This is a genomic window from Actinomadura litoris (genome assembly GCF_009733595.1).
GTDB lineage: Bacteria > Actinomycetota > Actinomycetes > Streptosporangiales > Streptosporangiaceae > Spirillospora > Spirillospora litoris.
Genome location: NZ_WOFH01000001.1, coordinates 412239 through 438313 on the forward strand (window position 1 = coordinate 412239; position 26075 = coordinate 438313).

General features: G+C 68.9%; 22 protein-coding genes. 15 read left to right on the forward strand and 7 right to left on the reverse strand.

Annotation, left to right across the window (positions count from 1 at the left end; genetic code table 11):
• Positions 1-349: 349 nt before the first annotated feature.
• Both GNZ18_RS01875 and GNZ18_RS01880 read right to left on the reverse strand, forming a co-directional pair.
• Complete coding sequence (locus GNZ18_RS01875) at positions 350-1231, reverse strand: TRM11 family SAM-dependent methyltransferase (RefSeq protein ID WP_156214311.1); 882 nt, start codon at positions 1229-1231, stop codon at positions 350-352.
• A complete protein-coding gene (locus GNZ18_RS01880; RefSeq protein WP_156214312.1) occupies positions 1228-2088 on the reverse strand; it encodes a hypothetical protein in 861 nt (286 codons plus the stop codon). Before GNZ18_RS01880 ends, GNZ18_RS01875 begins: the two co-directional genes overlap by 4 nt.
• 692 nt (positions 2089-2780) lie before the next feature.
• Here GNZ18_RS01880 and GNZ18_RS01885 point away from each other — a divergent pair.
• The 8 genes from GNZ18_RS01885 to GNZ18_RS01920 all read left to right on the forward strand — a co-directional run bounded on the left by GNZ18_RS01885 (position 2781) and on the right by GNZ18_RS01920 (position 12526).
• Positions 2781-3074, forward strand: coding sequence for a pilin (locus GNZ18_RS01885; protein WP_242891133.1), 294 nt, complete (start codon positions 2781-2783; stop codon positions 3072-3074).
• An 80-nt stretch (positions 3075-3154) separates the two neighbouring features.
• The gene (locus tag GNZ18_RS01890) at positions 3155-4735 is read left to right on the forward strand and encodes a TrbL/VirB6 family protein (RefSeq protein WP_512698843.1); all 1581 of its coding nucleotides are present in this window, start codon (positions 3155-3157) and stop codon (positions 4733-4735) included.
• Positions 4732-5709: a PrgI family protein gene (locus GNZ18_RS01895; RefSeq protein ID WP_156214314.1), complete on the forward strand. Its 978-nt coding sequence runs from the start codon at positions 4732-4734 to the stop codon at positions 5707-5709. Before GNZ18_RS01890 ends, GNZ18_RS01895 begins: the two co-directional genes overlap by 4 nt.
• A 77-nt stretch (positions 5710-5786) precedes the next feature.
• Complete coding sequence (locus GNZ18_RS01900) at positions 5787-7541, forward strand: VirB4 family type IV secretion system protein (protein WP_156214315.1); 1755 nt, start codon at positions 5787-5789, stop codon at positions 7539-7541.
• On the forward strand, positions 7538-10021 hold the full coding sequence (locus GNZ18_RS01905; RefSeq protein WP_156214316.1) for a DUF8128 domain-containing protein: 2484 nt from the start codon (positions 7538-7540) through the stop codon (positions 10019-10021). Before GNZ18_RS01900 ends, GNZ18_RS01905 begins: the two co-directional genes overlap by 4 nt.
• Complete coding sequence (locus GNZ18_RS01910) at positions 10018-10932, forward strand: replication-relaxation family protein (RefSeq protein ID WP_156214317.1); 915 nt, start codon at positions 10018-10020, stop codon at positions 10930-10932. The genes GNZ18_RS01905 and GNZ18_RS01910 overlap by 4 nt, the downstream gene beginning before the upstream one ends.
• A complete protein-coding gene (locus GNZ18_RS01915) occupies positions 10932-11879 on the forward strand; it encodes a C40 family peptidase (protein WP_156214318.1) in 948 nt (315 codons plus the stop codon). Before GNZ18_RS01910 ends, GNZ18_RS01915 begins: the two co-directional genes overlap by 1 nt.
• Positions 11876-12526 carry a DUF2637 domain-containing protein gene (locus GNZ18_RS01920; protein ID WP_156214319.1) on the forward strand — a complete coding sequence of 217 codons (651 nt, stop codon included), beginning with the start codon at positions 11876-11878 and terminating at the stop codon, positions 12524-12526. Before GNZ18_RS01915 ends, GNZ18_RS01920 begins: the two co-directional genes overlap by 4 nt.
• A 47-nt stretch (positions 12527-12573) precedes the next feature.
• Here GNZ18_RS01920 and GNZ18_RS01925 read toward each other — a convergent pair whose 3' ends face one another.
• The 5 genes from GNZ18_RS01925 to GNZ18_RS01945 form a co-directional block, all read right to left on the reverse strand.
• Entirely contained in the window at positions 12574-12948 is a 375-nt protein-coding gene (locus GNZ18_RS01925; protein ID WP_156214320.1) for a hypothetical protein, read from the reverse strand.
• A gap of 208 nt (positions 12949-13156) precedes the next feature.
• The gene (locus tag GNZ18_RS01930) at positions 13157-14899 is read right to left on the reverse strand and encodes a VWA domain-containing protein (RefSeq protein WP_156214321.1); all 1743 of its coding nucleotides are present in this window, start codon (positions 14897-14899) and stop codon (positions 13157-13159) included.
• Positions 14900-15088: 189 nt separating this feature from the next.
• On the reverse strand, positions 15089-16267 hold the full coding sequence (locus tag GNZ18_RS01935; RefSeq protein ID WP_156214322.1) for an AAA family ATPase: 1179 nt from the start codon (positions 16265-16267) through the stop codon (positions 15089-15091).
• 88 nt (positions 16268-16355) lie between these two features.
• Positions 16356-17258: a winged helix-turn-helix domain-containing protein gene (locus GNZ18_RS01940; RefSeq protein ID WP_173390601.1), complete on the reverse strand. Its 903-nt coding sequence runs from the start codon at positions 17256-17258 to the stop codon at positions 16356-16358.
• Between the two features lie 792 nt (positions 17259-18050).
• Positions 18051-18542: an ATP-binding protein gene (locus tag GNZ18_RS01945; protein ID WP_156214324.1), complete on the reverse strand. Its 492-nt coding sequence runs from the start codon at positions 18540-18542 to the stop codon at positions 18051-18053.
• A gap of 481 nt (positions 18543-19023) precedes the next feature.
• Between GNZ18_RS01945 and GNZ18_RS01950 the strand changes: the two genes are divergently transcribed.
• The 7 genes from GNZ18_RS01950 (at position 19024) to GNZ18_RS01980 (ending at position 26070) form a co-directional block, all read left to right on the forward strand.
• Positions 19024-19821 carry a sigma-70 family RNA polymerase sigma factor gene (locus tag GNZ18_RS01950; protein WP_156214325.1) on the forward strand — a complete coding sequence of 266 codons (798 nt, stop codon included), beginning with the start codon at positions 19024-19026 and terminating at the stop codon, positions 19819-19821.
• 240 nt (positions 19822-20061) lie between these two features.
• A complete protein-coding gene (locus tag GNZ18_RS01955; protein WP_156214326.1) occupies positions 20062-20610 on the forward strand; it encodes a hypothetical protein in 549 nt (182 codons plus the stop codon).
• A gap of 917 nt (positions 20611-21527) precedes the next feature.
• Positions 21528-22097 carry an SAF domain-containing protein gene (locus tag GNZ18_RS01960; protein ID WP_156214327.1) on the forward strand — a complete coding sequence of 190 codons (570 nt, stop codon included), beginning with the start codon at positions 21528-21530 and terminating at the stop codon, positions 22095-22097.
• Between the two features lie 46 nt (positions 22098-22143).
• The gene (locus tag GNZ18_RS01965) at positions 22144-22905 is read left to right on the forward strand and encodes a CpaE/TadZ family protein (protein WP_156214328.1); all 762 of its coding nucleotides are present in this window, start codon (positions 22144-22146) and stop codon (positions 22903-22905) included.
• Between the two features lie 122 nt (positions 22906-23027).
• Positions 23028-24281 carry a TadA family conjugal transfer-associated ATPase gene (locus GNZ18_RS01970; protein WP_156214329.1) on the forward strand — a complete coding sequence of 418 codons (1254 nt, stop codon included), beginning with the start codon at positions 23028-23030 and terminating at the stop codon, positions 24279-24281.
• Positions 24281-25162 carry a type II secretion system F family protein gene (locus GNZ18_RS01975; protein ID WP_156214330.1) on the forward strand — a complete coding sequence of 294 codons (882 nt, stop codon included), beginning with the start codon at positions 24281-24283 and terminating at the stop codon, positions 25160-25162. The genes GNZ18_RS01970 and GNZ18_RS01975 overlap by 1 nt, the downstream gene beginning before the upstream one ends.
• Positions 25159-26070 carry a type II secretion system F family protein gene (locus GNZ18_RS01980; protein ID WP_156214331.1) on the forward strand — a complete coding sequence of 304 codons (912 nt, stop codon included), beginning with the start codon at positions 25159-25161 and terminating at the stop codon, positions 26068-26070. The genes GNZ18_RS01975 and GNZ18_RS01980 overlap by 4 nt, the downstream gene beginning before the upstream one ends.
• The last annotated feature ends 5 nt before the right edge of the window (positions 26071-26075 follow it).

The following is a 26075-nucleotide window of genomic DNA, read 5'->3' on the forward strand; positions in this document are numbered from 1 at the left end:
ACAAGGCTGGGGGAACGGTGATCGTTATGGCGCTTGCCGTTGTGCCCCGCAGAGACTCGACGAGTGGCGGGCCTCGCGAGGTCCCGACTGGTCGACGGCAGGGTGACCGGCGGGGTGATGAGCTGGGGACGTCCTGACGGGTTGGTGAGATGCCAGGCGTCGCCGCACCGGTAGGCGCGGAGCCGCACACCGGGAGCGGCGATACGGGCGGCATGCCGGGCAACACGGCGGGAGAGGTATCGGGCGCGGCCACAGCGTCCACACAGGCCGAGTTGGAGTAGGGCCACTATCTCCAGGGCCCGATTGTTTCGTGCTCGCCTACCGTGCCCATTTCTGCGACGGGTACCGGTCATCGGCTCACCTCGGGCAGGTGTGTGGCGAGTTGGAAAAGCAGCAGATCTTCGTGAGCGGTAGCGCATGCGGGGATACCGCGATCGCGGGCACGTCGGGTTTCGAGCATTTGGAAGAAGGAGGCCCGGTTGACCAGGCCGCCGTCCCGCAAGCCGGCGAGGAGGGCGGCGTACCGGCCGGTCAGAGCCAGGTCGTGATGGTGGGCAGTGTCGATGATCTGGCCGGGCAGGTCGATCAGGTCGCCCTTGATCCGGATCGGGCGGGCGGTCACGGCGATCACGCCGCCTGGCCGCAGGAGTGTGGCACTGCCGGCGAGGATGCGCCCGAATCCGGTAAGCAGGCCGGGAAGCGGCTGGTGGGCGAGGTTGCCGCGATCGGTGGAATAGCGGTGATGGTATTTGGTGACCTTGACGCCGCTCTTGTCACGGTTGGTGCGCAGATGTCCGTGGGTGTGAGCTCCGTAGGGCGGTGAGGTGAGCACCAGCGCCGCCCGACCGTGCAGGTCTCTATAGATCGTGGTGATGTTGCGAGCGTCCCCGCAGGCCAGTTGTGATCTCCCGGTGGCGCCTTGGGCCCGGGCGTGGCACAGGTTGTCCAAGGTGAGGTGGACGAAGTCGGGTTCGTACTCCACTCCGGCGGCGTCGCGGCCGAGGTGGATAGCCTCGACCAAGGTGGTCCCGATTCCGCACATCGGGTCGATGACCAGGTCTCCGGGACTGGTGAAGGCCTCGATGACGGTGGAGGCGATGGCGGGCAGCATCTTGCCGGGGTGCCGCATCGAGGCGGGTGTGTAGCGGCCGTGACGCTGGAGGCGAGAGGGCTGCTGACCGGTCGCCAGCACCGATGCCAACCCTCTCGGGATGACAGAGTCTGGGTTCATCGGGCGTCTCCGTCCTGGCCGCGTCGTGGTTTGGTGAACAGGCAGACGTCGGCGTGCACGTTCACCGGTGGAGGCATCGCTCTGGAGCGGGTGTCGCGTAGCTGCGCCAGGTCGGCGGGCCCGGCCTGGACGACCAGGGCGTCTCCGTCGATGGGAACGCGCAGGGCGATGACGTGCTGGACGTAGCGGAATCCCAGGCCTTGGGCTTGGCGGATGACGCGCGGGGCGGGGTCGATCAGCCGCCCGGCCTGCGCACGGGCGGTGGTGGTGATCGCCAGGACACCACCGGGTCGCAGGACCTTCCACGCTGCGGCCAGGAACAGTCCGAGTTGCTGGCTGGTGAGCTGCCACAGGACGGCCCGGCATGCTGGGCAACCGCGCTCCCTGATCGTGCGCGGCGCGTAGCCTCCAGCCTCGTAAGAGGGTGGAGCGGCAATGACCAGTGCGACGTCGCCGAGATGGTCGGCCAGTCCGCGGACCATCTGATCGGGCCGGACGGGTCGCATCTGCACCCGCTTCAACTCCTGCTCGGACAGTCCCGCGCGCAGGCGGGCGCCGACGTGCTGGGCCAGTGGGAAGTGCGGGACCAGCGCGATGGCGTGCCGACCAAGTCCAGCGGCGGCGGCCAGGGTGGCCTCGTTCACGGTGAATCCTTCGGCGATCAGGTCGCCCTCACGGGTGCAGGTGGTGATCAGGTGCCGGGCCAGTTCCCGACCGACCGCGTGACGGTGCCATAGGCACAGGTTTCTCGAGGTGGCGCCGCCGTCTGTGGCGCGGCTACCAGCAGCGCTTGGTTCGGGCGCGGCGCCGACGTCGGTGGTGGTGTCAGAACACAGCCAGACGGTCAGCGGAACCATTCGCCGAGTGGCGGCCGGATCCGCACCAGACCCGGTGGCCGACTGGTTCGGGTTGGACGGTGTGTGATTCATGCGCTGGGTGACCCGAGACGGCCACCCGATCCCCGTACAGCGATGAAGCACCATCGACCGGCCCTGTCTTCACCCCGACGCTCGGTCATGTTCTGGTCAAGCCCCGCCAGGCCCGGCTGCTGCGCTCCAACCCTCAACCGGGCCAGACCAGATAGGCGTGTTCGGCGGTCGGAGCAGGAATACGGAGGCATCAGGGGCCGGTGACGGATCAAGGTTCGGCAAAAGCTGCCGGATGGTGAGCGAATTTCAGCGTGAATCCCGGTGCTTCAGGGGCGCCAGTCGAAATCACCGGTGATGGTGCAGCTCTGGGGCGGACGGATCAGACACCCGGTCCCCGCCATATCCAACCCGTCATCTGTGTTCCTTTGAGGAGGACACCCGCAGCCTCTGGCCGCGCCCTCACCGGTGGTCTCGCCTGGCAGCCCATCTCACCGTCACCGAATCACCGGAGAAACGCTGCCATGCACATCCGCACACGCATTCGCGTCCAGCGTCCACAGCGGCCGCAAACAGACCAACCTGCCACCGCCCCATCTCCCGTCGGCACGCGAGGACGGCGCAGGCGTCCGCTCCGTCGTCGGCTGATGACCGCGTCGGCGTTGTGGACGGCTGGGTGCGGGGTGAGCGCCCTGCTGGTTCCCGGTATCGCCGAGGCGGGCACCGACCTGGCCGCGGCGACGTCGCTCGACCAGGTGATCACAAATCTGCGGAACGTGATCGTGGGTCTGCTCGTAGGGTTGGCAACGTTGTTCGCCACGATCGGCGGGGTCCGCTACATGCTGGCCGGAGGCGACCCGGGCGAGGTGGAGGCCGCCAAGAAGACCTTGCGGTACGCCGCGATCGGATACTCGGTCGCGGTGCTGGCGCCGGTGCTGGTCAAGCTGTTGCAGAGCGTTGTGGGCACGCCCTCATGACCTCAAGGCACATCCCGCGTGGGCCGGAATTGTTGGCGCAGCCAACCATCACGCCCACGGCGAGGGCGCGAGGCAGACTGATGGCTGCACTGGTGCTTGGGGCGTGGCTGTGGGTTTCGGTGCAAACGGCGGAGGCTGCGGCCGACCCACCACCGCGCGCGAATTCCGCCGTGCTCACCCGAACCCCACCCACGTCGCCTCCGACACCGTCATCGTCCCCGTCGCCCACGCCGCCCTTCTCGGCATCCCCGTCCCCGTCGACGTCGCCCGCGACGGGGCGCCCGGACGAACGTGACGATCAGGAGGAGGACGGTTGCGGGTTCACCGATGTGGGTTGTAAGGCTAAGCGGGCGGTGAACGGCTGGTTCACCGATCTTGTGAGCTCGGCCGCCAAGCCGATTTTCGAGGTGTTGCACCAGACGGTTTTGGGCACGCCGACGCTGGATTCACCGCAGATGGTGCGCCCGCGGAATCTGTGGGCGATGTCGCAGACGATCGCCAACACCTGCTACGTGCTGCTGGTCACCGCTGGTGGGGTTTGGCTGATGACGGGGCACAACCTGCCCGGCGCCGAACTCACTCCCGGGCAGCTGGCGGTGCGGCTGGTGGGGGCGTTCCTGGCATCCAACCTCAGCCTGGTCCTGATTGGTTACGGAATCGATTTCGCTAACGGGCTGGCCGGTGCGTTTCTGCAAGCCGGGGCTGGTTCGGTCGATCCAAGTGTGGTCGCCGATGTGGTCGCCGGGTTCGTCGGCACGAGCGCTGTGCCTTCGCAGCCGTTCTTGGCGCTGATCGGGCTGGGTGTGGTGGTGCTGGCGTTGTGTGTGGCGTTCGTTTATGTGATTCGACTGGCGTTGACGATGGTGCTGATAGCGGCGGCGCCGTTGGCGTTGATGTTTCATGCGCTGCCGCTGACGGATGGTTTGGCGCGGTTGTGGTGGCGCGGCATGAGCGGCATTTTGGCGATTCAGGTGTGTCAGTCGCTGGTGCTGGCGACCGCGTTCATGCTGGTGTTCTCCGAGACTGAGGACTCCAGCGCGAATTTGTTCGGTGATTTGTCGAACAACGATGTCACCGATCTGCTGATGGCGGCCTGCCTGTTGTGGTTGATGCTGCGGATCCCGTCCTGGGTGGCGCGCAGCATCTGGCGTCCTGCGCAGCCTCGCATGCTCGGTGGCCTGCTCAAGAGCCTGATCCTTTACCGAGGGCTGGGCGCCCTGTTCGGCAGAGGGAGCCGCATGGTCGCCCCGACACGGGCGATCACGCCGCAGCCTCCGCCACCTCCTCCACGACCGCCACGGATGCCAGGACCTCCCCCGCCCCCGACGCCCCCGACAGGGCCAGCACCAGCCACCTCGCCGACGCCACCGAGCGATCCAGGCGATCTCGATCACGGCCGTGAAGGAGGCGGACGTCCCATGCAGCTCGCGCTCCCGATTCCCCAGCCGCCTGCGAAACCGGTGCCGAGGCGGTCGGTGCAGTTGGCGTTGCCGATCCCGGTCACCCGCACTCCTCGGCCGCCCGCCACCGGTCCGGTGGTCGTGCCGCGGCCTCGGGTGCGGTCGCGGCAGTTGATGTTGCCCGGGATGCCGCGGCGACCGGTGCCGCACCGGCAACTGCCCTTGTGGATCGAGCCACCCAAACGAAGGAGGACCAGGTGAGCGGCTACCGCGAACAGCAGATGAGCGTGAAGATCCCCGCCGACATCGACCAGCCCGACAAGATTCTCTACGGACTCACCGCCCGGCAGTTGGCCGTCCTGGGTGGGACCGCCGCGCTCGTGCTGTGGGTGTTTGTGACCTTTCAGGCGCTAGTGCCGTTCCCGGCGCTGGTCGCGGTGGTGCTGCCTATGGCAGCGGCGGGCGTCGTGGTGGCGATCGCGCGCCACGACGCGATGAGCCTGGACCGCTACGCCCTTGCCGCGCTGAGGTATCTGCGTCAGTCCAATCAGCGGGTGAGCGTTGACGGGCCGGTGCAGGCGCCGCCCTCGTGGTGCCGGATGCGGGGACGGTTGCCGACGCCGTTGCGGCTTCCGGTGCGTGCGGTCCGCCAGGACGGGGTGATGGAGTTGGCCCAGGGCGGTGTCGCGGCGGTCGTCCGGGCCGGGACGGTGGCGTTCAGCCTGCGCACTGCGGGTGAGCAGGCGAGTCTGGTCGCCGGCTTCGGGCGGTGGCTGAACTCTCTGGACGCCCCCGTGCAGATCCTGGTCCAGGCCCGCCCGGTCGACCTTGGGGGTCTGGCCGACCACATCACCGCCCGCGCCACCGACCTTTCTGATCCGGTGTTGGAGCGGGCGGCGGGCGAACATGCCGCGTTCCTGTCCGAGATCGGCGCTGCCCACGACCTGCTGGTCCGCCAGGTCCTCATCGTGATCACCGATGCCGCCTCCGCCTCGTCCGCAACGCCGTGGTGGAAGAGCAGAGGGCAACAAATCGGTTGGGACGCGGGGGCGCAGGTGGTGTTGCGGCGGGCCGAGGAGGCCGTGCAGTCACTAGCCGTGCTCGGCGTGACCGCCGAAGTCCTGAACGCCGACGCGTGCACCGCAGTGCTCGCCGAATCACTGTCCCCAGGTGACCCCCATCCTGTGGATAACGCCGCCCCGCAGGAACTGGTCACCGTCAGGCAGGAGCCGTGATGGCCCAGCTCAGCGCCCTTCTTCGGACCCTCAGTGGCTCAAGGCAAGCCGGAAAGACTGATGATGATTTGTCGGGCATGTTCGGCCCGTCGGCGCTGCGGGTGAACCCGCGTTCGGTGGCGTTGCCAGGCGGGGTATGCGCCTCGTTCGCGGTCGCGGGCTATCCGCGTGACGTCGGCGCGGGCTGGCTGGAGCCGCTCCTCACTTATCCCGGACGCCTGGATGTGTCCTTGCACGTGGAGCCGGTGCCGCCGCTGGTGGCGGCACAACGGCTCCGGCGCCAACTCGCCCGGCTGGAATCGGCCTCCCGCACTGACGCCCAGCGGGGCCGACTGGCCGACTTCGCCGCCGAGGCCGCAGCCGACGATGCCGCCGACCTCGCGGCGTCGTTGGCGCGCGGGCATGGCCGGCTCTTTCGCGTCGGGCTGTATCTGAGCGTCCACGCCACCGATCCCGGCGAGTTGGAAGCACAGGTGCAGCGGGTGCGGGCCCTTGCGGCCTCGCTGCTGCTGGACGCTCAACCCACCACCTTCCGCGCCCTCCAGGGCTGGACCACCACGCTTCCGCTCGGCCACGACAGCGTGAAGACACGGCGGGTGTTCGACACCGCCGCATTGGCGGCGGCGTTCCCCTTCACCTCACCCGACCTCCACCCCAACCTCACCGATGCCCCGGTGCTGTACGGGTTGAACGCCTACTCCTCCGGAGTGGTGGTGTGGGACCGGTTCGCCCAGGACAACTACAACTCGGTCACCATCGCCCGCTCGGGGGCCGGCAAGTCCTACTTCACCAAACTCGAAACCCTCCGCCTGCTCTACCAAGGCGTCCACATCGCCGTCATCGACCCCGAAGACGAATACCAGCGCCTGTGCCATGCGGTCGGCGGCACCCACATCGCGCTCGGCGCCCCGGGCGTCTGTTTCAACCCCTTCGACCTCCCGGATGGGAAGGAGGACGACACCCTCATCCGACGGGCGCTGTTCGTGCAGACGCTCATCGCCGCGATGCTCGGCGAACCCCTCACCCCGGCAGCGCGGTCGGTGCTGGACCGGGCCGTGCTCGCCGCCTACCGGACGTGCGGTATCACCGCCGATCCGCGCACCTGGAACCGCCGCGCCCCGCTTCTGGCCGACCTGACCAGCCAACTCGACCTCTACGCGCAAACCGGCACCCCCAACGCCTGCGCGGCGGCCGACCTTGCGGCACGGCTGGCTCCGTTCGTGACCGGCTCCTATCGAGGCATGTTCGCCGGACCGACCAGCACCCGCCCGCACGGACACCTGATCGTGTTCTCCCTGCGGGATCTGCCTGAGGAGACCCGCACCGTCGGGATGCTGCTCGCTTTGGACGCGATCTGGCGGCAGGTCACTGACCCCGGCGACCGGCGCCGCCGCCTGGTCGTGGTGGACGAGGCGTGGATGCTCATGCGCGAGGACGAGGGCGCCCGGTTCCTGTACCGGCTGGCCAAGTCCGCCCGCAAGCACTGGGCCGGGTTGGCCGTGGTGACTCAGGACGCCGCCGATCTCCTCGGCTCTGATCTGGGGCAGGCCGTGATCGCTAATTCCGCCACCCAGATCCTGCTCCGCCAGGCACCCCAGGCCATCGACAAGATCGGGGCCGCGTTCGACCTCACCGACGGCGAGAAGGGGTTCCTCCTGGCCGCCGACCGCGGCCAAGGGCTGCTGTGCGGAACCGCGACCGGGTCGGACCGGGCAGCGTTCACCGCCATCGCCAGCCAGCACGAGCACCGGCTGACCACCACCGACCCCGCCGAACTCGCCACCCTCGACCACCCAGACAACTCCCCGGGGAAGGAGCTCGATCCGCAATGAGGCCGGGGCTGCGCGGTACCGGTGCCCTGGTCCCAGGACCCTGGCGGTACCCCGACCAACTCGCCGACACCCTCACCGACTACGGGCCTGGCGTCGCCGTCGGCGTTCTCGCTGCCGTATCGGCCGCAGCCGCGGCGCGGTGGGCGCTGTGGCGGTGGCGCAACGGGCGGCTGGTCCCAGGAGCGCGAGTGATCGAGGTCGCGGTTCCCCCCAACGTCGAGGACGGCAGTGCCGTCGCCTGGTGGACTCGTCTGGTCGGCCTGACCCTGCCCGCTTGGAAACGCGCCCTGTACGGGCAGCCGCACCTGGCGTTCGAGTACCTGGCCGACCATACCGGCGTCCGCTTCCAGGTCTGGGTGCCCGGGACGATCCCGCCGGGACTGGTGGAGAAGACGATCCGGTCGGCCTGGCCCGGCGCCACGCTCACCACCGGCCCCGCCGCCCCGCCCCTCCCCCACGACGCCAAGGCGGCGGGAGGTCGGTTGGTCCTGGCGCGTCCCGACCATTTCCCGCTCGCCCACTCCCATGATCAAGATCCGCTGCGAGGGTTGCTAGGGACGGCGTCCGGGCTGGCCGACGGCGAGTACCTGGCGGTACAAGTACTGGCCCGCCCGGCGACCGGACGTCGACTACGGCGCGCCCACCGAGCCGCGTCCACCCTCCGCGGAGCCCGATCCACCGCACCCCAAGGCTTGGTGTTCGACCTGCTCACCCCTGGTATGTCCGGACACCGGGAACCGGGCGAGTTGGCGCGGCAGTTCCCCGAACGCGCCGAACAGGTCCGCGCCATCCTCGCCAAAGCCGCACAGCCCCGCTTCGAGGCCCAGATCCGCTACGGCGTGGCCACCCGCCACCCCGACCAGACCGCGGCGGGGTGGCTACGCACGCACGCGCACGAGACCGCCTCCACCTTCGCGCTGTTCACCTCCGGCCACCAATACCTGCGGCGACGGCGACTCAGACAGCCCGCCGCTCGGCTGGCCGGTCGCCACCTTGGCCGCGGCTCCCTGCTGTCGGTGCCGGAGCTGGCCGTGCTGGCACACTTGCCCTACGACCTCGCCGCGCCCGGCGTCACCCGCGCCGGCGCCCGCCCCATCGCGCCCGCCCCCACCGTCCCGGCCTTCGGCCCCGATATCCGCGTGCTCGGCGATTCCGAGTCCGGGGCGCCGCGACCGGTCGGGCTGACGGTCGCCGGCGCCCGCCAGCACCTGCACGTCCTCGGCCAGACAGGCGTCGGCAAGTCGACGTTCCTAGCCAACCTCATCTTGTCCGACGCCGCCGCCGGGCGCGGCGCGCTGGTCATCGACCCCAAAGGCGACCTGGTCACCGACGTCCTGAACCGCCTCCCCGACCGCGCCATCGGGCGGACGGCGCTGCTGGACCCGGCCGACCGCGGCCGCCCGCCCTGCCTCAACGTCCTGGCCGGAGGCGATCCCGCGTTCGCGGCCGAGTCGATCGTGACCACCTTCCGCCGCTGCTTCTCCTCCTCCTGGGGGCCTCGCCTGGACGACCTGCTGCGCTCAGCCTGCCTCACCCTCACCCGGGTCAACGGGTCCCGCGCGACCTTGGCCGACATCCCCCGCCTGCTGGTCGACACCCCCTACCGCGCCCGCGTCACCGCCCGCCTCACCGACGAGTTGCTGCGCGGCTTCTGGGCGTCCTACGACGAACTGACCCCGGCGGCACGCGCATCGGTGATCGGACCGGTCATGAACAAACTCCGCGCCGTGCTCCTGCGGCCGTTCGTCCGCGACACCCTGTCCGGTGGCACCTCCACCCTCGACATCGGCGCCATGCTCGACACCGGCGGCCTCATCCTGGCCCGGCTCCCCAAAGGCGTCCTCGGCGAGGACGCCGTCCGGCTGCTGGGATCGCTGCTGCTGGCCCACACCTGGCAGGCCATCACCCCACGCGCCACCCGGGCAGAATCCGACCGGCGCGACGCCGCCGCCTACATCGACGAGGCCCACAACTTCCTCAACCTGCCCGGCTCCATCTCCGACATCCTCGCCGAAGCCCGCGCCTACCGCCTCGCCCTCACCCTGGCCCACCAGCACCTGTCCCAACTCCCCAAAGACCTCCGCGACGCCGTCTCCGCCGACGCCCGCAACAAGATCTACTTCGCCGCCTCACCCGAAGACGCCACCGACCTCGCCCGCCACACCGCACCACTCCTGGCCGCCCACGACCTGTCCCACCTGGGCGCCTACCAGGCCGCCGCCCGCCTGATGGACGGCAACACCCCCACCCCGCCCTTCACCTTCCGCACCCGGCCACTCCCCGACCCGGTCCCCGGCCGCGGGACCGCGGTTCGCCGCGCCTCACGCGAACAGTTCGTCACCGGACGCACGAAACGCCGCATCCCCGCCGTAGGGCTCCGCCACCTGGACACCACCACCGCCGCCACTACGCCGACGCCCCTCCGCGACGCCCACCCCAGCGACACCGACTCAACGCCGCACACGGAGGAGGACCTGTGACGCCCCACAACAAAACGGCGAACCGGCTGCGCGGAACCTACATCCGCCCACCACGAATGACCCCAGCACTGATCGCTGAAGTGGCCTACCGCCTCACCGCCCGCGATCGCGACCTGCTCGCCCTGGTCTGGGAACACCGCGTCCTGACCACCGGGCAGCTCACCACGCTGTTGTTCCCCAGCCCCGAACGCGCCCGGCAACGCCTCAACCGACTCCACCGCCTCCACGCGCTGCTGCGCTTCCGGCCCTGGACGCCCGTAGGCTCCCGGCCCTGGCACTGGGTCCTCGGCCCCGCCGGCGCTCACGTCCTGGCCATCGCCCACGGCCAGAGCATCAGCGAGTTCGGGTACCGGCAGGACACCGCCACCGGCATCGCCGTCTCACCCCGCCTCGGCCACCAGGTCGGCGTCAACGACTTCTTCGTCGCCCTGCACGCCCACGCCCACCAGCACGCCGACGGAACCGCCCTGACCCAGTGGTGGTCCGAGCAGCGCTGCGCCGCCCACTGGGGCGACCTGGCCCGCCCGGACGGCTTCGGCCGCTGGACCCGGCACCGCCCCCAGGACACACCCCAGACGCTGGACTTCTTTCTCGAACACGACACCGGCACCGAAACCCTCGCCCGCGTCGCGGGCAAACTCGGCGGCTACGCCGACCTCGCCGAAGCCACCGGCACCACCACACCCGTCCTCATCTGGCTGCCCAGCCCCAAACGCGAATCTAATCTCCGCGCCCTGCTCAGCGCGCCCGAAGTGCCGGTCGCCACGGCCGTCCAAACGCCCACCGCTGCACCGGACGGCCCCGCCGATCCCGTGTGGCAACCCGCCGGAACCACCGGCCACCGGTACCGACTCTCCGACCTCGCCACCTTCTGGGACACCACCCCACGCCACGAGTCGGAGACCCGTTGATGCCGGTAGTGATCGGGCTAGCGGCTGCAGCGTTCGGCCTCATCGCCGTACTCGTAGCCGTCCTCGGCGCGATCATCCCCGGATCCTTGCCCAGCGCCAGCGCATGCCAGCCCACCCCCGGCCGAGCCGCCGCCGACATCCCGCCCACCTATCTGGAGCTCTACCGCAAGGCCGGAAAGGCGTACGGGATCGGCTGGAACCTCCTCGCAGCCGTCGGGAAGATCGAATCTGACCACGGACGCGGCCCCGGCCCCGGCATCACCTCAGGACGCAACCACGCCGGAGCCGCCGGACCCATGCAATTCATGCCCGCGACCTGGGCCGCGTTCGGCATCGACGGCAACCACGACGGCCACATGACCCCCTACGATCCGGCCGACGCCATCCCCGCCGCCGCCCGCTACCTCAAGCACGGCGGCGCACCCCGACGAGTCCGCGCCGCGCTGATGCGGTACAACCACTCCCGTGCCTATGCGGACGCGGTCCTGGCGCAGTCCCGCATCTACGGGACGCGACCCGCGCCAGCTAGAGGCGCTGCAAAGTGCGCCGATGCCGTACTGGCTCCCAGTGCGGCCGCTGCGAAAGCGATCGCGTTCGCCCGCACCCAACTCGGCAAACCGTACGCCTGGGGCGCCGCGGGCCCGAACTTCTTCGACTGCTCGGGACTCACCCGCGCCGCTTACCACGCCGCCGGGATCAACATCCCGCGCGTCTCCGGCGCCCAATGGCGACACGGCGCCCGCATCCCCCAGGGGCAGGAACAGCCGGGCGACCTGGTGTTCTTCAACACCGGGCCCGGCACCTCCGCCACCCACCCCGGACATGTCGGCCTGGTCATCGGCGACGGAAAGATGATCGCCGCACCGCACACCGGCACCGTCGTCCAAGTCCAGCCCTACAACCGCCCCACTCTGCTGGGCTTCACCCGCCCCACCACGCAACGATGAGCACAGCCAAGGACCTCAGAACAGGGCCGATAGCCGACCACCTCATCAAAGTGACCACCGCGCTCGCAGTGATCGCGGTCGCCGCCGTAGCCGCGATCATCTCCTACGCGCACGCCCTCAACCTCGTCCGCACCCACGGCGAGTCCAACACCACGGCATGGCTGGTCCCCTTCACCGTCGACGGACTCATCCTGGCGGCGTCCATGGTCAGCCTGGACGCCAACCGCCGCAACCGCCCCACCCCCGCGCTGGCCACGTGGAGCATGACCGCAGGCATCACCGCCACCGTGGGCGCCAACATGGCACACGGCGCCCCACACGGCCCCATCGGCGCCCTCGTCAGCGCCTGGCCCGCCCTGGCCCTCGTCGGCTCATTCGAGCTGCTCATGACGCTCACCCGCAACGCCAGCGGCCGTCCAGACTTCACGGACGACGGGCGCGCCGAAGTGGAGCACTACGCGCCCGGGTGCACCACAGTGGAGCAGACTCCAGAGCAAGCGGTCCTGCACGAGTACCGCGCGAGCCTCAATGGACCGGGCCGACCGCTTTCTCAGCGCTATCTCGCCGACAAACACGGGATGGACCGGCGCAAGATCAAGCGGATCCTCACCAACGCTGACCGCACCACTCCCACAAATCCCGATTAACCTAACGCCGCTGCGTAAAACGCCTGCCCCCGACCGGGGCCTCCGTTTCAGGACGCGGCGTACCCCGAACCACCGAGGGCATACCCGAGATCGTTGAAGGTCCCGGCGACAGCCGCGCTACCGGCGTGCTGGCCGCAGAGCCCCCCGTCGATCTTCTGGCAGTTGGAGCAAGACTCCGGGGCGACCGGTCGACTGGCGGCGGCGTCGCGAAGGGCAATGAGGAGCGCGTTCTCGCTGGCCAAGACGGGCCCGGCTGCGGCGGCGACCCGGTAGGCGGCCGTGATCAGATCCTGCTCGGCCTGATAACGGTTGCTGGGCTTGGCGTCCAGTGCGGAAGTGGCGTCGATGAGATCGCACAGCGCAAAGATCAGACAGGTTTCGGTCGGCCCGGGCTGCTCGAGGGCTTCTGAAAGGTAACTCATGAAATTCTCCCTGTTCGGTGCGTCAGTGAACGCCGGGCGGACGGGTGTCGCGCTAGCGGGTCAGGAATGTAGGGCTTCTGCGGTCCACGTTCTTTCTCTCCTCCCGGTGTTGGAGATTTTTTGTGAGAATGGCGGCGCTCATAGTCCTGCGCTGGCGTGCACCGTGATCCGCGCTGGTGTGCCGTGGGTCGTGCGGGGCCGGTCCCGGTTAGGCGTTGCGGAGTGCGCGGGTGGCGGCGGCGCCGATGACGTCGGCGGCGCGGGTGGGGTGGGCCAGGGTGACCAGGTGTGCACCGTTCATGACCTTGACGTTGTCCGACAGGGCCAGCCACACCACGGCGCATCCGGCGGCGTTGAGCCGGTCAAGGCGCTTCTGCCCTTCTTTGGGTTGGTCGTCTTTGAAGATCCCGTCGGAGACGATGACCAGAAGGCGGGCGGCTCCGGCGCGTGTCAGTTCGAGGGCGGAGTCGAGGGCGTCGACGGCCTGGACGAAGTCTTCACGGGAGTCTCTGGCGGCGAACTCGGTCACGACGGACGGGATCCGTCCGGGGTGGACGATAGGCCGGACGTGGGTCCCGAAGATGACAGTGGCCCAGCGGGCGTCGGGGATGTATCCGGCGGCGCGGGCCACGATCCACGCGGCGGACGCCACCGGTGCGGCTAGGGCCCTCATGGAGCCGGACACGTCGCATGCGATGCCGATACGTAGCGGCGGCGTGGGGACGCGGCGGCGGATGGTTTGGGTGAACGGCTCGGCGGTGGGAGTGATTCCTGCGGCGCGTTGAGCGTCGGCCGACAGTGCGCCCCTCATGCTGAGCCGTCCGGGCGGTGTGGGTGAGGTGTGGACGGCGGTGACGCGGTCACGGTGCGCGGCCGCGCGTAGTTGGCGGGCCAGACGGCGCGCGGCGGTCTGTTCGTAGGGGTGAGGCTTGCGGGTTCCGGTAATCCGGGTCTGCCCACGCGGAGCGGCCGTCCGGGTGCTTGGGGCGAACACCCGACGTGCGGCACGGTCGGCCTCTTCCCGGGCGTCCCGCTCCTGTTGCCGTCGTCCTTCCGGGTCCGGGCGGCCCGAAGCGGTGGCGGTTGGAGTAGTGCTGGCGTGCACGGCGCGGAGTGTCGCGCGGATGGCGTTGCCCAGGGGCGACGGGTCGCCCGACGCACCCGGGGTACCGGGCGGCGGGGGCGGGGTGGGGCGTTCGGGATGGACGTCCAAGATGCGGCACCAGCGGCGCCCCAGGTCCATCATGGATTCGCTGTCATGGTCTTGGGTTGCGTGCGCGAGGTGCCACAACGCGGCCAGAGCACTCAATCGCGTCGGGCCAAGGACATCGAGGACGGTCTCGGCGACTGGCCGGGTTTCCTTGGGGGTGAGGATTCCGGCGTCGGCGCGGGCCAGCAGGAGCGCTGCGGCGCGTCCGGCGTTCCACGGTGTCATCGCTGCGTTCGGTGTTGCTATCGACGTGCTCGTCGGTCCATTTCCCGCCGGAGTAGCCGGTGAGGTGGAGGGCGGTGTGGAGGGGTTGTAGTCGGCGAGCACGAGGTGGCGCGCGGCCACCCGCAGCCAACGGCGGTCGATGGGACGGCGGCGGATCTGCGCGGCTTCGATCCGTGACTCCTCCAAGGCGAGGGCGGCTTCCGCTGCGGCGTTGGGTGCGCCGTCGGGAACGCTCCACCGGGTGTGGGTGGCGTGTGCGGCCTCGTGCGTCAGCACGCCCCACAGTGACGGGTAGCGTTCCCGGTCGGCGGGCCGGGTCGGGTCGCACGTGCCCGGGTCCTGCCCCAGGTGCGCGGCGTCGAGTTCGATCGTGGCCAATGACGGAACGAAACACCCGGGAGCGCCTCGACCGAAGCCGGGCGCGCACCGTACCGTCAGGTCTTCGCGGTCGGTGAGGTCGGTGACGGCATCGGTGAACGCGGCTGACAACCGCAGCCAGACCTGGTCGAGCCCCATCCACGGCGCGGATGCCGGAGGGGCAGCGGCGGGTGGGGTGCCCGGTCCGGTCCCGGGCGAGGTGGTGGGAGTCGGTGTGGTGATGACGTGCGTAGGCATGGCTTCCTCCGTGCGTGTGGGTGTGCGCGTTCCGGCCCGGTGGCGTGTGGGTGTGCGCGTTCCGGCCCGGTGGCGTGCGGGTGCGCGGGGTTAGACCTGCTCGCCGAGGGCAAGAGGGCTGACGGTGCGGCCGTAGACGGAACTGATGACTTCGGCGACCACGTCGCGGTCTTCGGCAGGCGCGACGCCGAGAAGGTTGGCCACCGCCGCCTCAGGGCCCAGCACTGCGGCCATCTTCTGGAAGGCGATCAGTTCCCGTAGTTGCGGCGCCCAGCCGATTTCGCCGGTTTCTTGCCGATGGGCCAGGTTGCGCGCGACGCGGACGGCGCGCGGTTCGATCCTCAGCTTGCGAGCCAGGTCGTAGTCGGTCGACACCCGGATCTGTGCGGCGAACCGGGACGCCAATGCCTCGGTGAGCACGGCCCCGTGGACGCCGGGATTGTGCCCGGCCACCACGTAGAAGCCGTCCTCAGCGGTGATCGTTTCGCCCTTGTGACTCTTGACGGTGACCTGTCGTCGCCCGTCCATGGCGGGATAAACCACCGCCAGCACCTTCGGCGAGATGAGGGTGGCGTCGTCGATGAGCAACGCCCGGCCCTCGGTCATCGCCGTGATCAGCGGCCCATAGACGAACTCGTAACCGCCGCCGGGCGCCTGGGTGTACTCGCCCACGAAATCGGCGACGACGGTATCGCCGTCCCCTGCCACCGTGATCAGGTCCGGGAACGCCGCTTCGACCAGCGATGTCTTCCCGGTCCCCGGCGGCCCGTACAACAGGGCAGGGATGCAGGCTTCACGCAGCCGTTGTAGGGCCGCGACGTCCGGAAGGTTGGCCAATCGGCGCGGGTGATAGGTCTGCCCGTTCGGTCGTACCACTGGCCCTCCGACACTTGCCCCGCGTGTTGAGGACGTGCCGGAGGTCGGCGCGGGTGTGGCCTTGGAGGGACGTGCGGGCGGTGGCGTTCGGGCACCCGACGTGCCACCGGGTTTGATCGCCTCGCCGGTGGTGGCGGTGGCGCGGTAGCGGCGAGGCTCCTCCGACACCAGTTCAGCCTGCCCACGGTCGGCCAGCACCCTCAGCGCGTTCCCGACCGCGCCCGCAGACCGCTCCAGCTCCTTAGCGACCGCCCCTGGGGTGAACACGGCTTCCGGGCGGTCGACCAGGAGGGCGGCGACCCTTCGACGAAGTTCTCCTTGGCCGAGGCGGCCTCCGCCGCCGGGAGACGACACAGCGGGCGTTGCGGCTCTAGTGGTGGGAACGGTGGTCATGACGTGACTCCATGTGGTGCGTGGGCGGTTCGGCCGCCGGGGCGGGCAGCGGCGCCGCCCTGCCCCGGCGTGGTGATCGGTGCGTTTGTCAGCGGGACGCGGGTCGGGTGGAGGCGGCGGTGAACCGGCGCGGCCGTTCGCATACCAACGTCGCTTCACCAAGTGCGAACAGCCGGTCCAAGGCGTTGGACACCGCGCCCGCTGAGTGCCCGATGGCCTTAGCGACCTCGTTCGCCGTGAACGCTGCCTCGGGGTGGGCGGTCAGGTGGGCGGCGACCTTGGCGCGCATCTCACCCGGCGCCGAACGCGGCGCCCCGGAGGCGTTGCGCGGGCGCCCGTCGGCGACGATGCGCACCAGCCGCCGCGCCCGGCCAGAACCGCTATAGGCCTCCTCAGTGGCCGTCCGCGCCGCCGCCGGGTCGCCGCCGTCCAGGGCGTCCAGCGCGGCGCGGACAGCGTCCCGGATCTTGGTCAGCGCGTCCCGTGCCTCGGCTACCGCCGCCGCGTCCAGACCCGCCTCCGCGTGCCCCCCGCCCCCGGTACTGCCGGTTGGCGGGACGGCGGCGGGGCCGGTGGGGTCGGTCGTCGGCGCGTCGGTGGCGACCGGAGGTTTGGTGTCGACGCCCCCGGTCAGTGCGCCGTCATCGGACACGTCCGGCGCCCCCTCGGCCGACGGACTGGTGTCGGTGACCAGGTGCCAGAGGTCGGGCTGACGCGTCCCGTCCTGGTGTTCGCCGCGTGTCCGGGTGGCGCGTCCATCACGCTCCAGCGCGTTGAGCGCACGCGTGACGGTGGCGCGGCTGACCCCCGACCTTTCTGTGAGCGTGGCGGCCGTGCTGCCGGGGTTGGCCCTTAGCGCGTCCCAGACGTCCCCAGCCGCCCCGGAGGGACGTTCTTCCGCCGTGGCAGCATCGGCGCGGTTGTCGACCGCTTCCGTGCCTGTAGCCCCGTTCCCGGCGCCGTCATTCGCGGGGATCATTTTCGTGGCCATTTCGTCTCCCATCCAATGTAACCGGCACCGGAATTTCGGCGCCGTTCCCGTTCATCGGGAGCTCGACCATTTCTCGATACCACGCCACGACGCAAGCACCTTTGGCGGCTTTCTATTCACCTCAACGGCTGAACACCCTAACCAATCCCACCTAGGACCACTAAACCCCGACTACGGCAAAACAGATTTTCCTCGTAGCCTGCACAAAATTCTCGACACACGGACACCTATTTCAAGGTCCCGCTCGCCTCGAAGGGCGGCGCACTGAAAGGAGTCCCGGTTGAGTACATCGGGGCCCTCTTCTCAGGAAACGGCTGACTGGCCGCGTACCGCACGGCGGGCGCGAGGGCGACGTCGCACCCTTTTTCAACCCGGCCGTCAGGGCAGGCGCCGCATGCGACGTCAGGGGCCAAGGGGGCTCGGGCATCCAGTCAGGGCACCCAGCGGGGCAGGTTCAAACACCATCCGAAACGCGAACTATTACCAGGGGTCGTCCTGGTGGCGAGTCGGGGGCACCAACAGAATAGGCGGCACGCGCCGTGGCCTGCCCTGACACCGCTGGCAGTACCTTGGCTTCATAGGAAGAACCCCGAGAACAAGCACGAAAAGAAGGCCGAACAGAAGGCCGGAACCTTTCGGCGGGCACCCGGATATCGGCCACCCACCATGCCAGCTCCACACGACAGGAGACGGCCCCGCCGAGGGCCCGATAAGACGGACACGCCAGCGGAGCCGCAGCCTGAGCTCCTGACCCCCTACGAGGCCGGTGTGGTGATTCGAGACGGCCTCGCGTTACGACGCCAGCAGTCTGCTTTGCTGTGGGGCTGCCTGGATGGGGCGGCACAGGGCCAGCTCCGCCCAGACGGTGAAGCCGTCGGTAGGGCTGCCATACACACCGATCGCCGACGCCAACTTGGAGACCGTAAGCAGCCCGTAGCCGCTCACCCGAGGTTCACAATTGGGCGTCTCAGACCGGATCGTGGGAACACAGCCCCCGCCCAGATCGGTCACCCCCACATAGGCGATCTCGTCCAGCATCACCTCCATGCCGAACCACCCGGGCTCACCCCCCGAACGTGAATGCCGTATCGCGTTGGCGGCCAACTCCGACACCACAGCCGCCACGTCCGCCTCGCGCCCCGTTCCCTCGCACAAGGCCGTGACGAAGTTCCGCGCCACATGCACCTGGTCCGCCCGTCCCGGGTACGCCCGACGCCACCGCATCGGCTCGGCTCCCGACATCCATGCCAGGGCGGAAGCCCGGCTCCGGCTCAGCTTCTCCATCTTGCGCTCCCCCGTTGGTTCCGTTTGGGCCACGCCGAGCCACTTGATGGCCAGGCGCACCGCCGATCGGCCGCATTGACCCCCACCTCGTTACACGCCGTCAAGTCCCCACGAGCGCCGGCCAACGCAACCCCGTTTCAGCCATCTGAGGGAGTTTGTCTATAAGTGCGCCAACGCGCAGTCGAGGGCGTCATTGCATGAGGCCACCCGGCACCGCCGGTCCGGGGAGCACTCCAGGGCACAGCAGAGATTCTTTACCGAGAAGACGAACATCGAGGTAGCGGCACTTTTATGCACGCTGCTTGCTTTACCTTCGCCACGTGCACACCGCATGCAGGGCGCGTCTCCGCAGGTCAGCGTGCTTTTGGGCCGATCATCAACACCTCGTACACACCCTGCACCGCCCACGGAGTGCTCATGAAGTGCACAGGGAGTGGCCGATACCTGACGCCATCAATCCAGCACGACCTTCGGAGGCGTCATGCACGACCACCAGACCACCAACCAGCGTCCGAGCCCGCCTACCACCACCGGCCCCTACGCGGCGACCGCCCTGACGCTCGCCGACAACGCCTTCCGGCTGCTGACAACGGGACCCGACCCGCTTTCGGTGGATGGCAAGGTGCTCGGCCACGGCCTACCCGCTCGCGCCGTGAGCCTGACCGAGCTGCGGGAACTGCTACTGGAACAGGCCGCCTCCGACGAGCTCAAGGACACCGCGTGGCGCGAGCTCCTGCGCCAGGCGCGGACGGGGGATCCTGACTGGGTGCTGGGCTGCGTTGGTGTCGCAATGCCAGGCCTGAAGAGGACCGCGGCTCGGGTCATCCGATCCAGTCCGGACCAGCTCGTCGACGACATCGTCTCGGAGCTTCTGACCGAGTTCGTTGCGCAGCTGGCCCGCATCGACACCCAACGGCCGCACATCGCCGCGCGACTCATGCTGTGGGCGCGCAAGGGAGCACTCCGCGCCCGCAGCCGGGAGTCCCGCGACATACCGCTTGCGCCCTGGGACCTGCCCGACCGCCCAGCCGCTGCCGCCCCAGACCCGATCATGCTGGTACTGGACGCAGCACGGCAAGGGATCATCGACTCGGCCGCCGCGGAGCTGGTCATCGCCACGCGACTAGACGCAACGTCCGTCCAGACTCTCGCTCAAGCACGCGGCATACCCGCCAGCCGGCTGTACAAGCAGCGCCAGGCCGCCGAGGCCCGTTTGGTCGCCGCGATCAAGGATGGCCAGGTCTCCGCCATATCCGCCTCTCCCGCCTCCGCAATGTAGAGAGCAGCGGCGGCAACTCGCCTACCAACCCAGAGACTAGGCATTTCAAAACAAAGGGAACAAAAGGGAAGGCTAATCGAAACGCCTTGGTCTCTTGCGTACAAGGATTTACCCTTCTCGCGGTGTGATGTGGGAGCGAAGAACCTCCGTTGCACCTACGATCGCTCGACGTCATGTTCGTAGTGCCGCCGCGAACGAACTGCGGCGGCACTACGAACGATCATTCGATGGAGGTAGCGCGTGACGGAGCTCGGTCGACGGGCCGTCGCCACACTCTGCTATTTCGGCGCACTTGGCACGATCCTGATGCTTTCGAGTTGCGGAAGCAACGAGAAGGCAGCCGCCCTTCCATCTCTGACACGCCCTACGCGGATGCCAGCCTCTACGCCCAGTGCGCACGATGAGGAAGAAGTCAAGAAGGCATATACCGCGACCATCAGCCTTCTGGATCACGTGGACTCGCTACCGATAGCCGTTCGCAAACAGCAACTTTCGCAGTTCATGGGGGAGCCGCAACTTTCACGGGTCCTCGGAGGGATCCAGAAGAACCAGAGCGAGAACCACGCTTCCTACGGAAAGATCGTCACCCATATCAGGAGCCTTGAAATCACAGGAAACAGCGCCATCCTGCATGATTGCCAAGACTCCAGCAGGACAGGGCTTCTTGATGTCACGAGCGGAAAGAAGATCAATCGCGGCGTCAAAGAGGAGCGAGTCAAAGCGCACCTGTCCCGGGATAGCGGCCGATGGATAGTCACGGATATAGCTACTCTCGGCCAGGGTTGCTAGGTCATGCTCGCGTCTCTCAACACACCCTACATTCTTCTGAGTGCGACGTCTGCACTGAGTTCGTTTGCAGCGCCTCCGCCCCTGGATCCCATCCCACCAACCACGAATTCGCATAACTATTATTCATTCGGTGCTCAAGATGATGGCGCAACAGGAGAGCCTGGCAGGCCACCCTCGCTACCTAAGAGCGGACATGGGTCCGGCGCCGAGTCGAATGCAATCGGGCCACATGACTGCCGGATGCTAAAGGACGACGTGCAGGTGTGTACGCCGGTCAAGGGCAGCGACATAAAGAAGGTGTCTCCCGCCGAGTTGGCGTTGGTGCGATGGGCACGCATGCCCATTCCTGCACCAAAGGTGCGAACGGCGCCGCCTCGTCGGTCCGAGGCGTTGGTGGGCCTGCCCGAGTGGTTCTGGGTGACGAATTGGCGGGCGGTGAGTGGTCGTGCTGCAGCTCGTGGAGTGTGGGTCGAGGTGACCGCAAGGCCACAGCGTCTGGTGATCGAACCTGGTGATGGACATCAGGTCGAGTGCAGGGGACCAGGCACGGCCTATAAGCCATCCCGCCCCGCGAGTTCGCAACGTACCGACTGCTCGTACACCTTTCCGCGCTCGTCAGCCCACGAGCCGGGCGGCGCCTATCGGGTCCGGGTGTCAGTGACGTGGGGCGGCACGTGGCGAGGGTCGGGCGGAGCGGGTGGGGTGTTGCCGCCGTTGACGCGTTCTCGGACCTTCCCGATGCCGGTAGCCGAAGCGCAGGGACTGTACGGATGAGGGGTTCTGTGAAGCTGGATGCTGAGGCAGTGTCGAAGCCGTCTGTTTCGAGGTCGGCCGGTCCTTCTGTGGCTCCGCCGCTTTCGGGGCGGCTGATGCGGCAGCGGCGGCCAGGGTGGGTCGCGGCCGCTGTCATGTTGGTGGTGGTCGCGGTGCTGACGAACGTGTATCTGTTCCGGTCGGCTGGCAGTCGGGTGCCGGTACTGCGGATGTCGCGGGACGTCCCGGTGGGCCACGAGATTGTTCAGGCCGATGTCGGGGTGGTCCGGGTGGCTGCGGATTCTGCGGTGGAGACGGTGTCGGGACGGCAGTTGCGCGAGGTCGTCGGGCAGCGGGCGGCGGTGGGGCTCCGGCGGGGGACGTTGTTGGCGGCCTCGCAACTGTCGACGCAGTCGAGTCCCCAGCCGGGACAGGCGTTGGTGACGGTTCCATTGAAGGCCGGCTCTTTGCCGCCGGGATTGGCGCCGGGCTGGAGGGTCCGAGTCGTGTTCATCGCTGGAAGCCAGGACCAGGCTGCTGCCGGTCCCCCGCAGGGACGTGCATCGACGACCGCGCTGCGGGACGTGGCGGGGGTGATCGATGACGTGGCGGAGCCGGATGCGGAGGGCACCGTGACTGCGTCCCTGCTGGTGGCGGATTCCGAGAGCAGTACGGTGGCGCGACAGGCGGCGGCCGGGCTTGTTGTGCTCGTGGTGACCGAGAGGCAGGGCTGAGCCGGTGGCGTTGTACTGCTTGCTCTCGCCGGGAGGGTCGCCTGGGGTGACCACGGCCGCGTTGGGTTTGACGTTGACGTGGCCGGGGCGGGTCTTGCTGGCCGAGTGTGACCCGATGGGCCGCCGGGTGTTGCCGGGCTTCATGGCGGACCGGCTGCGGGGACCGGCGGGGCCGGGGCTGCTCGGTGTCATAGCCGACGCCGATCCGCACGCGCCGATCGCGTTGGAGCAATACGTGGTACCGATCGCTGAGGACGGGCGAGTGGAGCTGCTGCACGGCGTCCGTGATCCTCGGCACGGAGTTCGTCTGGGGCCCTTGTCGAACCGGCTGGCCCATGCGTTGAGGGCTCGGAATGGGGACGTGGTCGCCGATCTTGGCCGGGTCGGGGGTACCGACACCCCCTACGGGCTGTTGGAGGCGGCGGACGCGGTGGTCATGGTGCTTAGCGGGGCCTTGGCGCAGGTGGACGCGGCCGCTCCACGGTTGGAGTTGCTGCGGGGGTTGGTGCCCGAACGGGTGCCGTTCGGGTTGTGCCTGGTCGCGGACGGTGCCTACAGCGCAGCCGAGGTAGAGCGAGCGTTGGGGGTCCCGGTGCTGGCGGAGGTGCCGTACGCACCCGAGCATGCTCGGGTGCTGTCGGACGGGGCGCGCCCACGACTGACCTTCAAAACCTCGTTGTTGGTGCGGTCGCTAGGGGGATTGGGCCGACGCCTGCGTGCGGCCGTCAGCAGCTCGGAGATGGTGGAGGACGTCGAGGGGGATGCGACGCATTCGAGGGCCGCGACGACGATAGGCACCTCCCGGTGATCGCGCGGGGAGGGGCGCCGGTGGGACCAGCCGGTTACGGCCACGCGGCCTCAGGCGCTCCGGGCTCAAGGCCACTCGAGCCGATCAGCACGGCTACAGACGTGTGGGCGGCGGTTCGTGAGGTGTCCGCGCAGCTTGTGGACGTCCTCGGTGATGATGTGGATCGGGTGCGGGCGCGGCAGCTGATCGATGCGCAGGTGCAGGCGTGGTCGCATGGGCTGCTGGCGTCCGGTCGGGTGGTGTCGGCGGAGGTGCTGCGCCAGGTCGCCCGCCTGGTATTCGATCGGCGGTTCGGGCTGGGGCCGTTGCAGCCCTATCTGGAGCGCTCCGATGTGGAGAACATCGTCGTCAACGGCTGCGAGCAGACCTGGGTCAGCTACACCGACGGCACCAAGCAACCCGGCCCACCGGTCGCCGAAACCGATGAGGACCTCATCGAGTGGGTGCAGTTGCTGGCGCGCCGCGGGAACACCGGCCGGGAGTTCTCCCACGCCTCACCCCTGCTGGACGTCGCACTCTCCGATGGCGTCCGGCTGGCCGTGGTCGGCTGGGTATCCCGGCGCCCGCACCTGGCGATCCGGGTGCACCGGCTGGTCGACGTCACCTTGCGTCAGCTCACCGACCTGGGCACCCTGACCCGACCGCTGGAGGCTTTTCTGGCGGCGGCGATCCGGGCTCGCCGCAACCTCATCGTGTGCGGGGAGGTCAACACCGGCAAGACGACACTGGTGCGCGCCTTGGCCAACGAAATTCCGGCCCAGGAGCGGGTCATCACCTTGGAGAGCGACTTCGAGTTGTTCCTGGACGACCCGCGGCTGGCGCACCGGCACCACGACGTGGTCGCCCTGGAGGCCCGCCACGCCAACGCCGAAGGCGCGGGCGAGGTCCGCCTGCAAGACCTGGTACCGGCATGCCTGCGGCTCAATCCCGACCGGGTGATCGTGGGCGAGGCGCGGCACGGGGAGCTGGCGCCGATGTTGGAGGTCATGTACTCCGGCGCACGCGGCTCGATGTGCACCCTGCACGTCCACCGACCCGAACACGTGTTCAGCCGCGTCGTCCAACTCGGCCGACGCGCCGACCTCGGCCTCGACGCCGACGACGTCCACCTGATGTTCGGTCTCGCCGAACCCCTGATCGTCTACCTGGAACGCGACCAGACCAGCAACCAACGGTACGTGTCACAGGTGATGGAAATCGGACCACCAGCGGACTCGGCCGAACCGACCCGCAATCACATCTTCACCCCTGGGCCCGACGGCCGCGCCACTCCGGCCGGTGGCCATATTGGCACCGCTTTGCTGGACGAGTTGGCTGCGCAAGGTTTCGACCCCGCTCTACTTGCCACGAGCCCGGCACGTGAGGACTGGTTGTAATGGCGCTGCTGGCTGCTTTCGCCGGTCTGTGCGCCGCCGGAGCCGTCGCCGCCCTTGTGGCTGGGGTACGAGGGACCGTGCCCGGTGCCCAGGTCGGGCGTCCGCCATCCCGCTTGCAGATGCTGGTACGGTCTCCGGCGTGGCCGAATCGCCGCAACCGATTGCTGGCAGGCACGGGCGCCGGTTTGCTCGTGCTGTTGCTGTCACGGTGGCCGGTCGCCGCACTGGCCATCGGCGCCGCGGTATATGCGTTGCCGCCGATGCTGTCGGGACGAGCACCCCAGCGCCAGATCGCGCGCTTGGAAGCGTTGGCGCAGTGGGCAAGGCGGCTGGCCGAGATGATCGGTGCCAGCCGCGGTCTGGAGCAGGCTCTGGCCGACAGCGCCCGTATCGCTCCCGCCGCCATTCGCGGCACTGTGGGGACACTGGCCGCGCGGCTGCGCAACCACGCCAACCCTGAACAGGCGTTGCGGGCGTTTGCCGAAGAGTTGAACGATCCGGTCGCCGACCTGATCGCTTGTGCTCTGGTGCTGGCCGCCCGCCGGCGCGGTCCCGGCACCCGAGAAGCGTTGAGTCTGCTGGCCGATGCGGTGGAGCAGGAGGTGATCGTGCGCCGCGCGGTCGAAGCCGAACGGGCTGGATTGCGGACCACTCTGATCGTGATCGTGGTGTCCATCGCCGCCCTGAGCGCGTTGTTCGTCTCCTCACAGACCCTCTCCGCCCCCTACGGCACCTCGCTCGGCCAAGGCGTGCTCGCCGTGGTCGCCGGGATCTACGCGGGCGGGTTGTGGTGGATGCGGCGGCTGGCGAGCCTGTCCACCGGCGCCCGGTTCTTCCAACCCACCCCCTCGGCAACCGCCGAGGTCAGGAGGTCGCAGTGACTGCGATCGCCGCCCTCGCCGGCTGTCTGACCGCCGTCGGACTCATCCTGCTGGTCTGGGAGCTGCGTCCTCCGCCGCCGAGTTTGGACGCGGCCTTGGCACGCATCCGACCTGGACCGCTCCAGCCTTCGTTGTTCGAGGGCGCCTCGCCCTCTGCCGCCCGCTCGGACGCGGAAGCGGGTTTGGGACGATGGCTTGCCGAGCGGGTCGCACGGCCGACGGGAATGCTCGCGGTCCCCCGGACCGATTTGGCCCTGCTCTCGCGGCCGGTCGAGCGGTTCCTGCTAGACAAGCTCATTCTCTGCATTGTCGGGCTGACAGCACCCTCGATACTGGGCGCGACGGCGGCGCTAGCGGGACGCCCGCTGTCCTGGACGCTACCCGTCCTTGGCGGCCTGCTGCTGGCGGTGACCTTGTCGCTGGTCCCGGACTGGGCCGTGCGGACCCACGCTCGTCAGCATCGGCGGGATTTCCGGTACGCCTTCACCGCCTACCTCCAGCTGGTCGTGCTGGAACGCCAAGCCGGAGCCGCGCTCAACGCTGCGCTGGAAGACCCGGCGAAGATCACCGACGGATGGCCATTCCAGCGCGTCCGCCAAACCTTGACCCGGGCCCGGCACGCACAGCAGCAGCCCTGGCACTCCCTGGCCCAGCTCGGTGAGGAGATCGGCGTTCGGGATCTGATCGATCTCGCGCATACAGCAGAGATCGCCGGAAGCGAGGGCGCGAAGATGCATGACGTCCTGGTCGCCAAGATCACCTCAATGCGGCACGAGGCGTCCGCCGCCGCACGGGCCGAGGCCAACTCCCGCACGACCGCCATGTGGGTGCCGACCAGCCTGCTCATGCTCGGCTTCGTGATCCTGGTCGGCTTCCCGTTCTTCTCCAAACTTCTGGCGTCCGGCTGAACGCC

What these genes read in the sequence shown, in the direction of transcription:
- GNZ18_RS01890 (WP_512698843.1), top strand. Translation starts at nt 3,155, where the DNA reads ATGGCTGCACTGGTGCTTGGGGCGTGGCTGTGGGTTTCGGTGCAAACG.
- GNZ18_RS01940 (WP_173390601.1), bottom strand. Translation starts at nt 17,258, where the DNA reads ATGGCCACGAAAATGATCCCCGCGAATGACGGCGCCGGGAACGGGGCT.
- GNZ18_RS01930 (WP_156214321.1), bottom strand. Translation starts at nt 14,899, where the DNA reads ATGGGGCTCGACCAGGTCTGGCTGCGGTTGTCAGCCGCGTTCACCGAT.
- GNZ18_RS01925 (WP_156214320.1), bottom strand. Translation starts at nt 12,948, where the DNA reads ATGAGTTACCTTTCAGAAGCCCTCGAGCAGCCCGGGCCGACCGAAACC.
- GNZ18_RS01945 (WP_156214324.1), bottom strand. Translation starts at nt 18,542, where the DNA reads ATGGAGAAGCTGAGCCGGAGCCGGGCTTCCGCCCTGGCATGGATGTCG.
- GNZ18_RS01905 (WP_156214316.1), top strand. Translation starts at nt 7,538, where the DNA reads ATGAGGCCGGGGCTGCGCGGTACCGGTGCCCTGGTCCCAGGACCCTGG.
- GNZ18_RS01935 (WP_156214322.1), bottom strand. Translation starts at nt 16,267, where the DNA reads ATGACCACCGTTCCCACCACTAGAGCCGCAACGCCCGCTGTGTCGTCT.
- GNZ18_RS01915 (WP_156214318.1), top strand. Translation starts at nt 10,932, where the DNA reads ATGCCGGTAGTGATCGGGCTAGCGGCTGCAGCGTTCGGCCTCATCGCC.
- GNZ18_RS01920 (WP_156214319.1), top strand. Translation starts at nt 11,876, where the DNA reads ATGAGCACAGCCAAGGACCTCAGAACAGGGCCGATAGCCGACCACCTC.
- GNZ18_RS01880 (WP_156214312.1), bottom strand. Translation starts at nt 2,088, where the DNA reads ATGGTTCCGCTGACCGTCTGGCTGTGTTCTGACACCACCACCGACGTC.
- GNZ18_RS01950 (WP_156214325.1), top strand. Translation starts at nt 19,024, where the DNA reads ATGCACGACCACCAGACCACCAACCAGCGTCCGAGCCCGCCTACCACC.
- GNZ18_RS01875 (WP_156214311.1), bottom strand. Translation starts at nt 1,231, where the DNA reads ATGAACCCAGACTCTGTCATCCCGAGAGGGTTGGCATCGGTGCTGGCG.
- GNZ18_RS01975 (WP_156214330.1), top strand. Translation starts at nt 24,281, where the DNA reads ATGGCGCTGCTGGCTGCTTTCGCCGGTCTGTGCGCCGCCGGAGCCGTC.
- GNZ18_RS01900 (WP_156214315.1), top strand. Translation starts at nt 5,787, where the DNA reads ATGTTCGGCCCGTCGGCGCTGCGGGTGAACCCGCGTTCGGTGGCGTTG.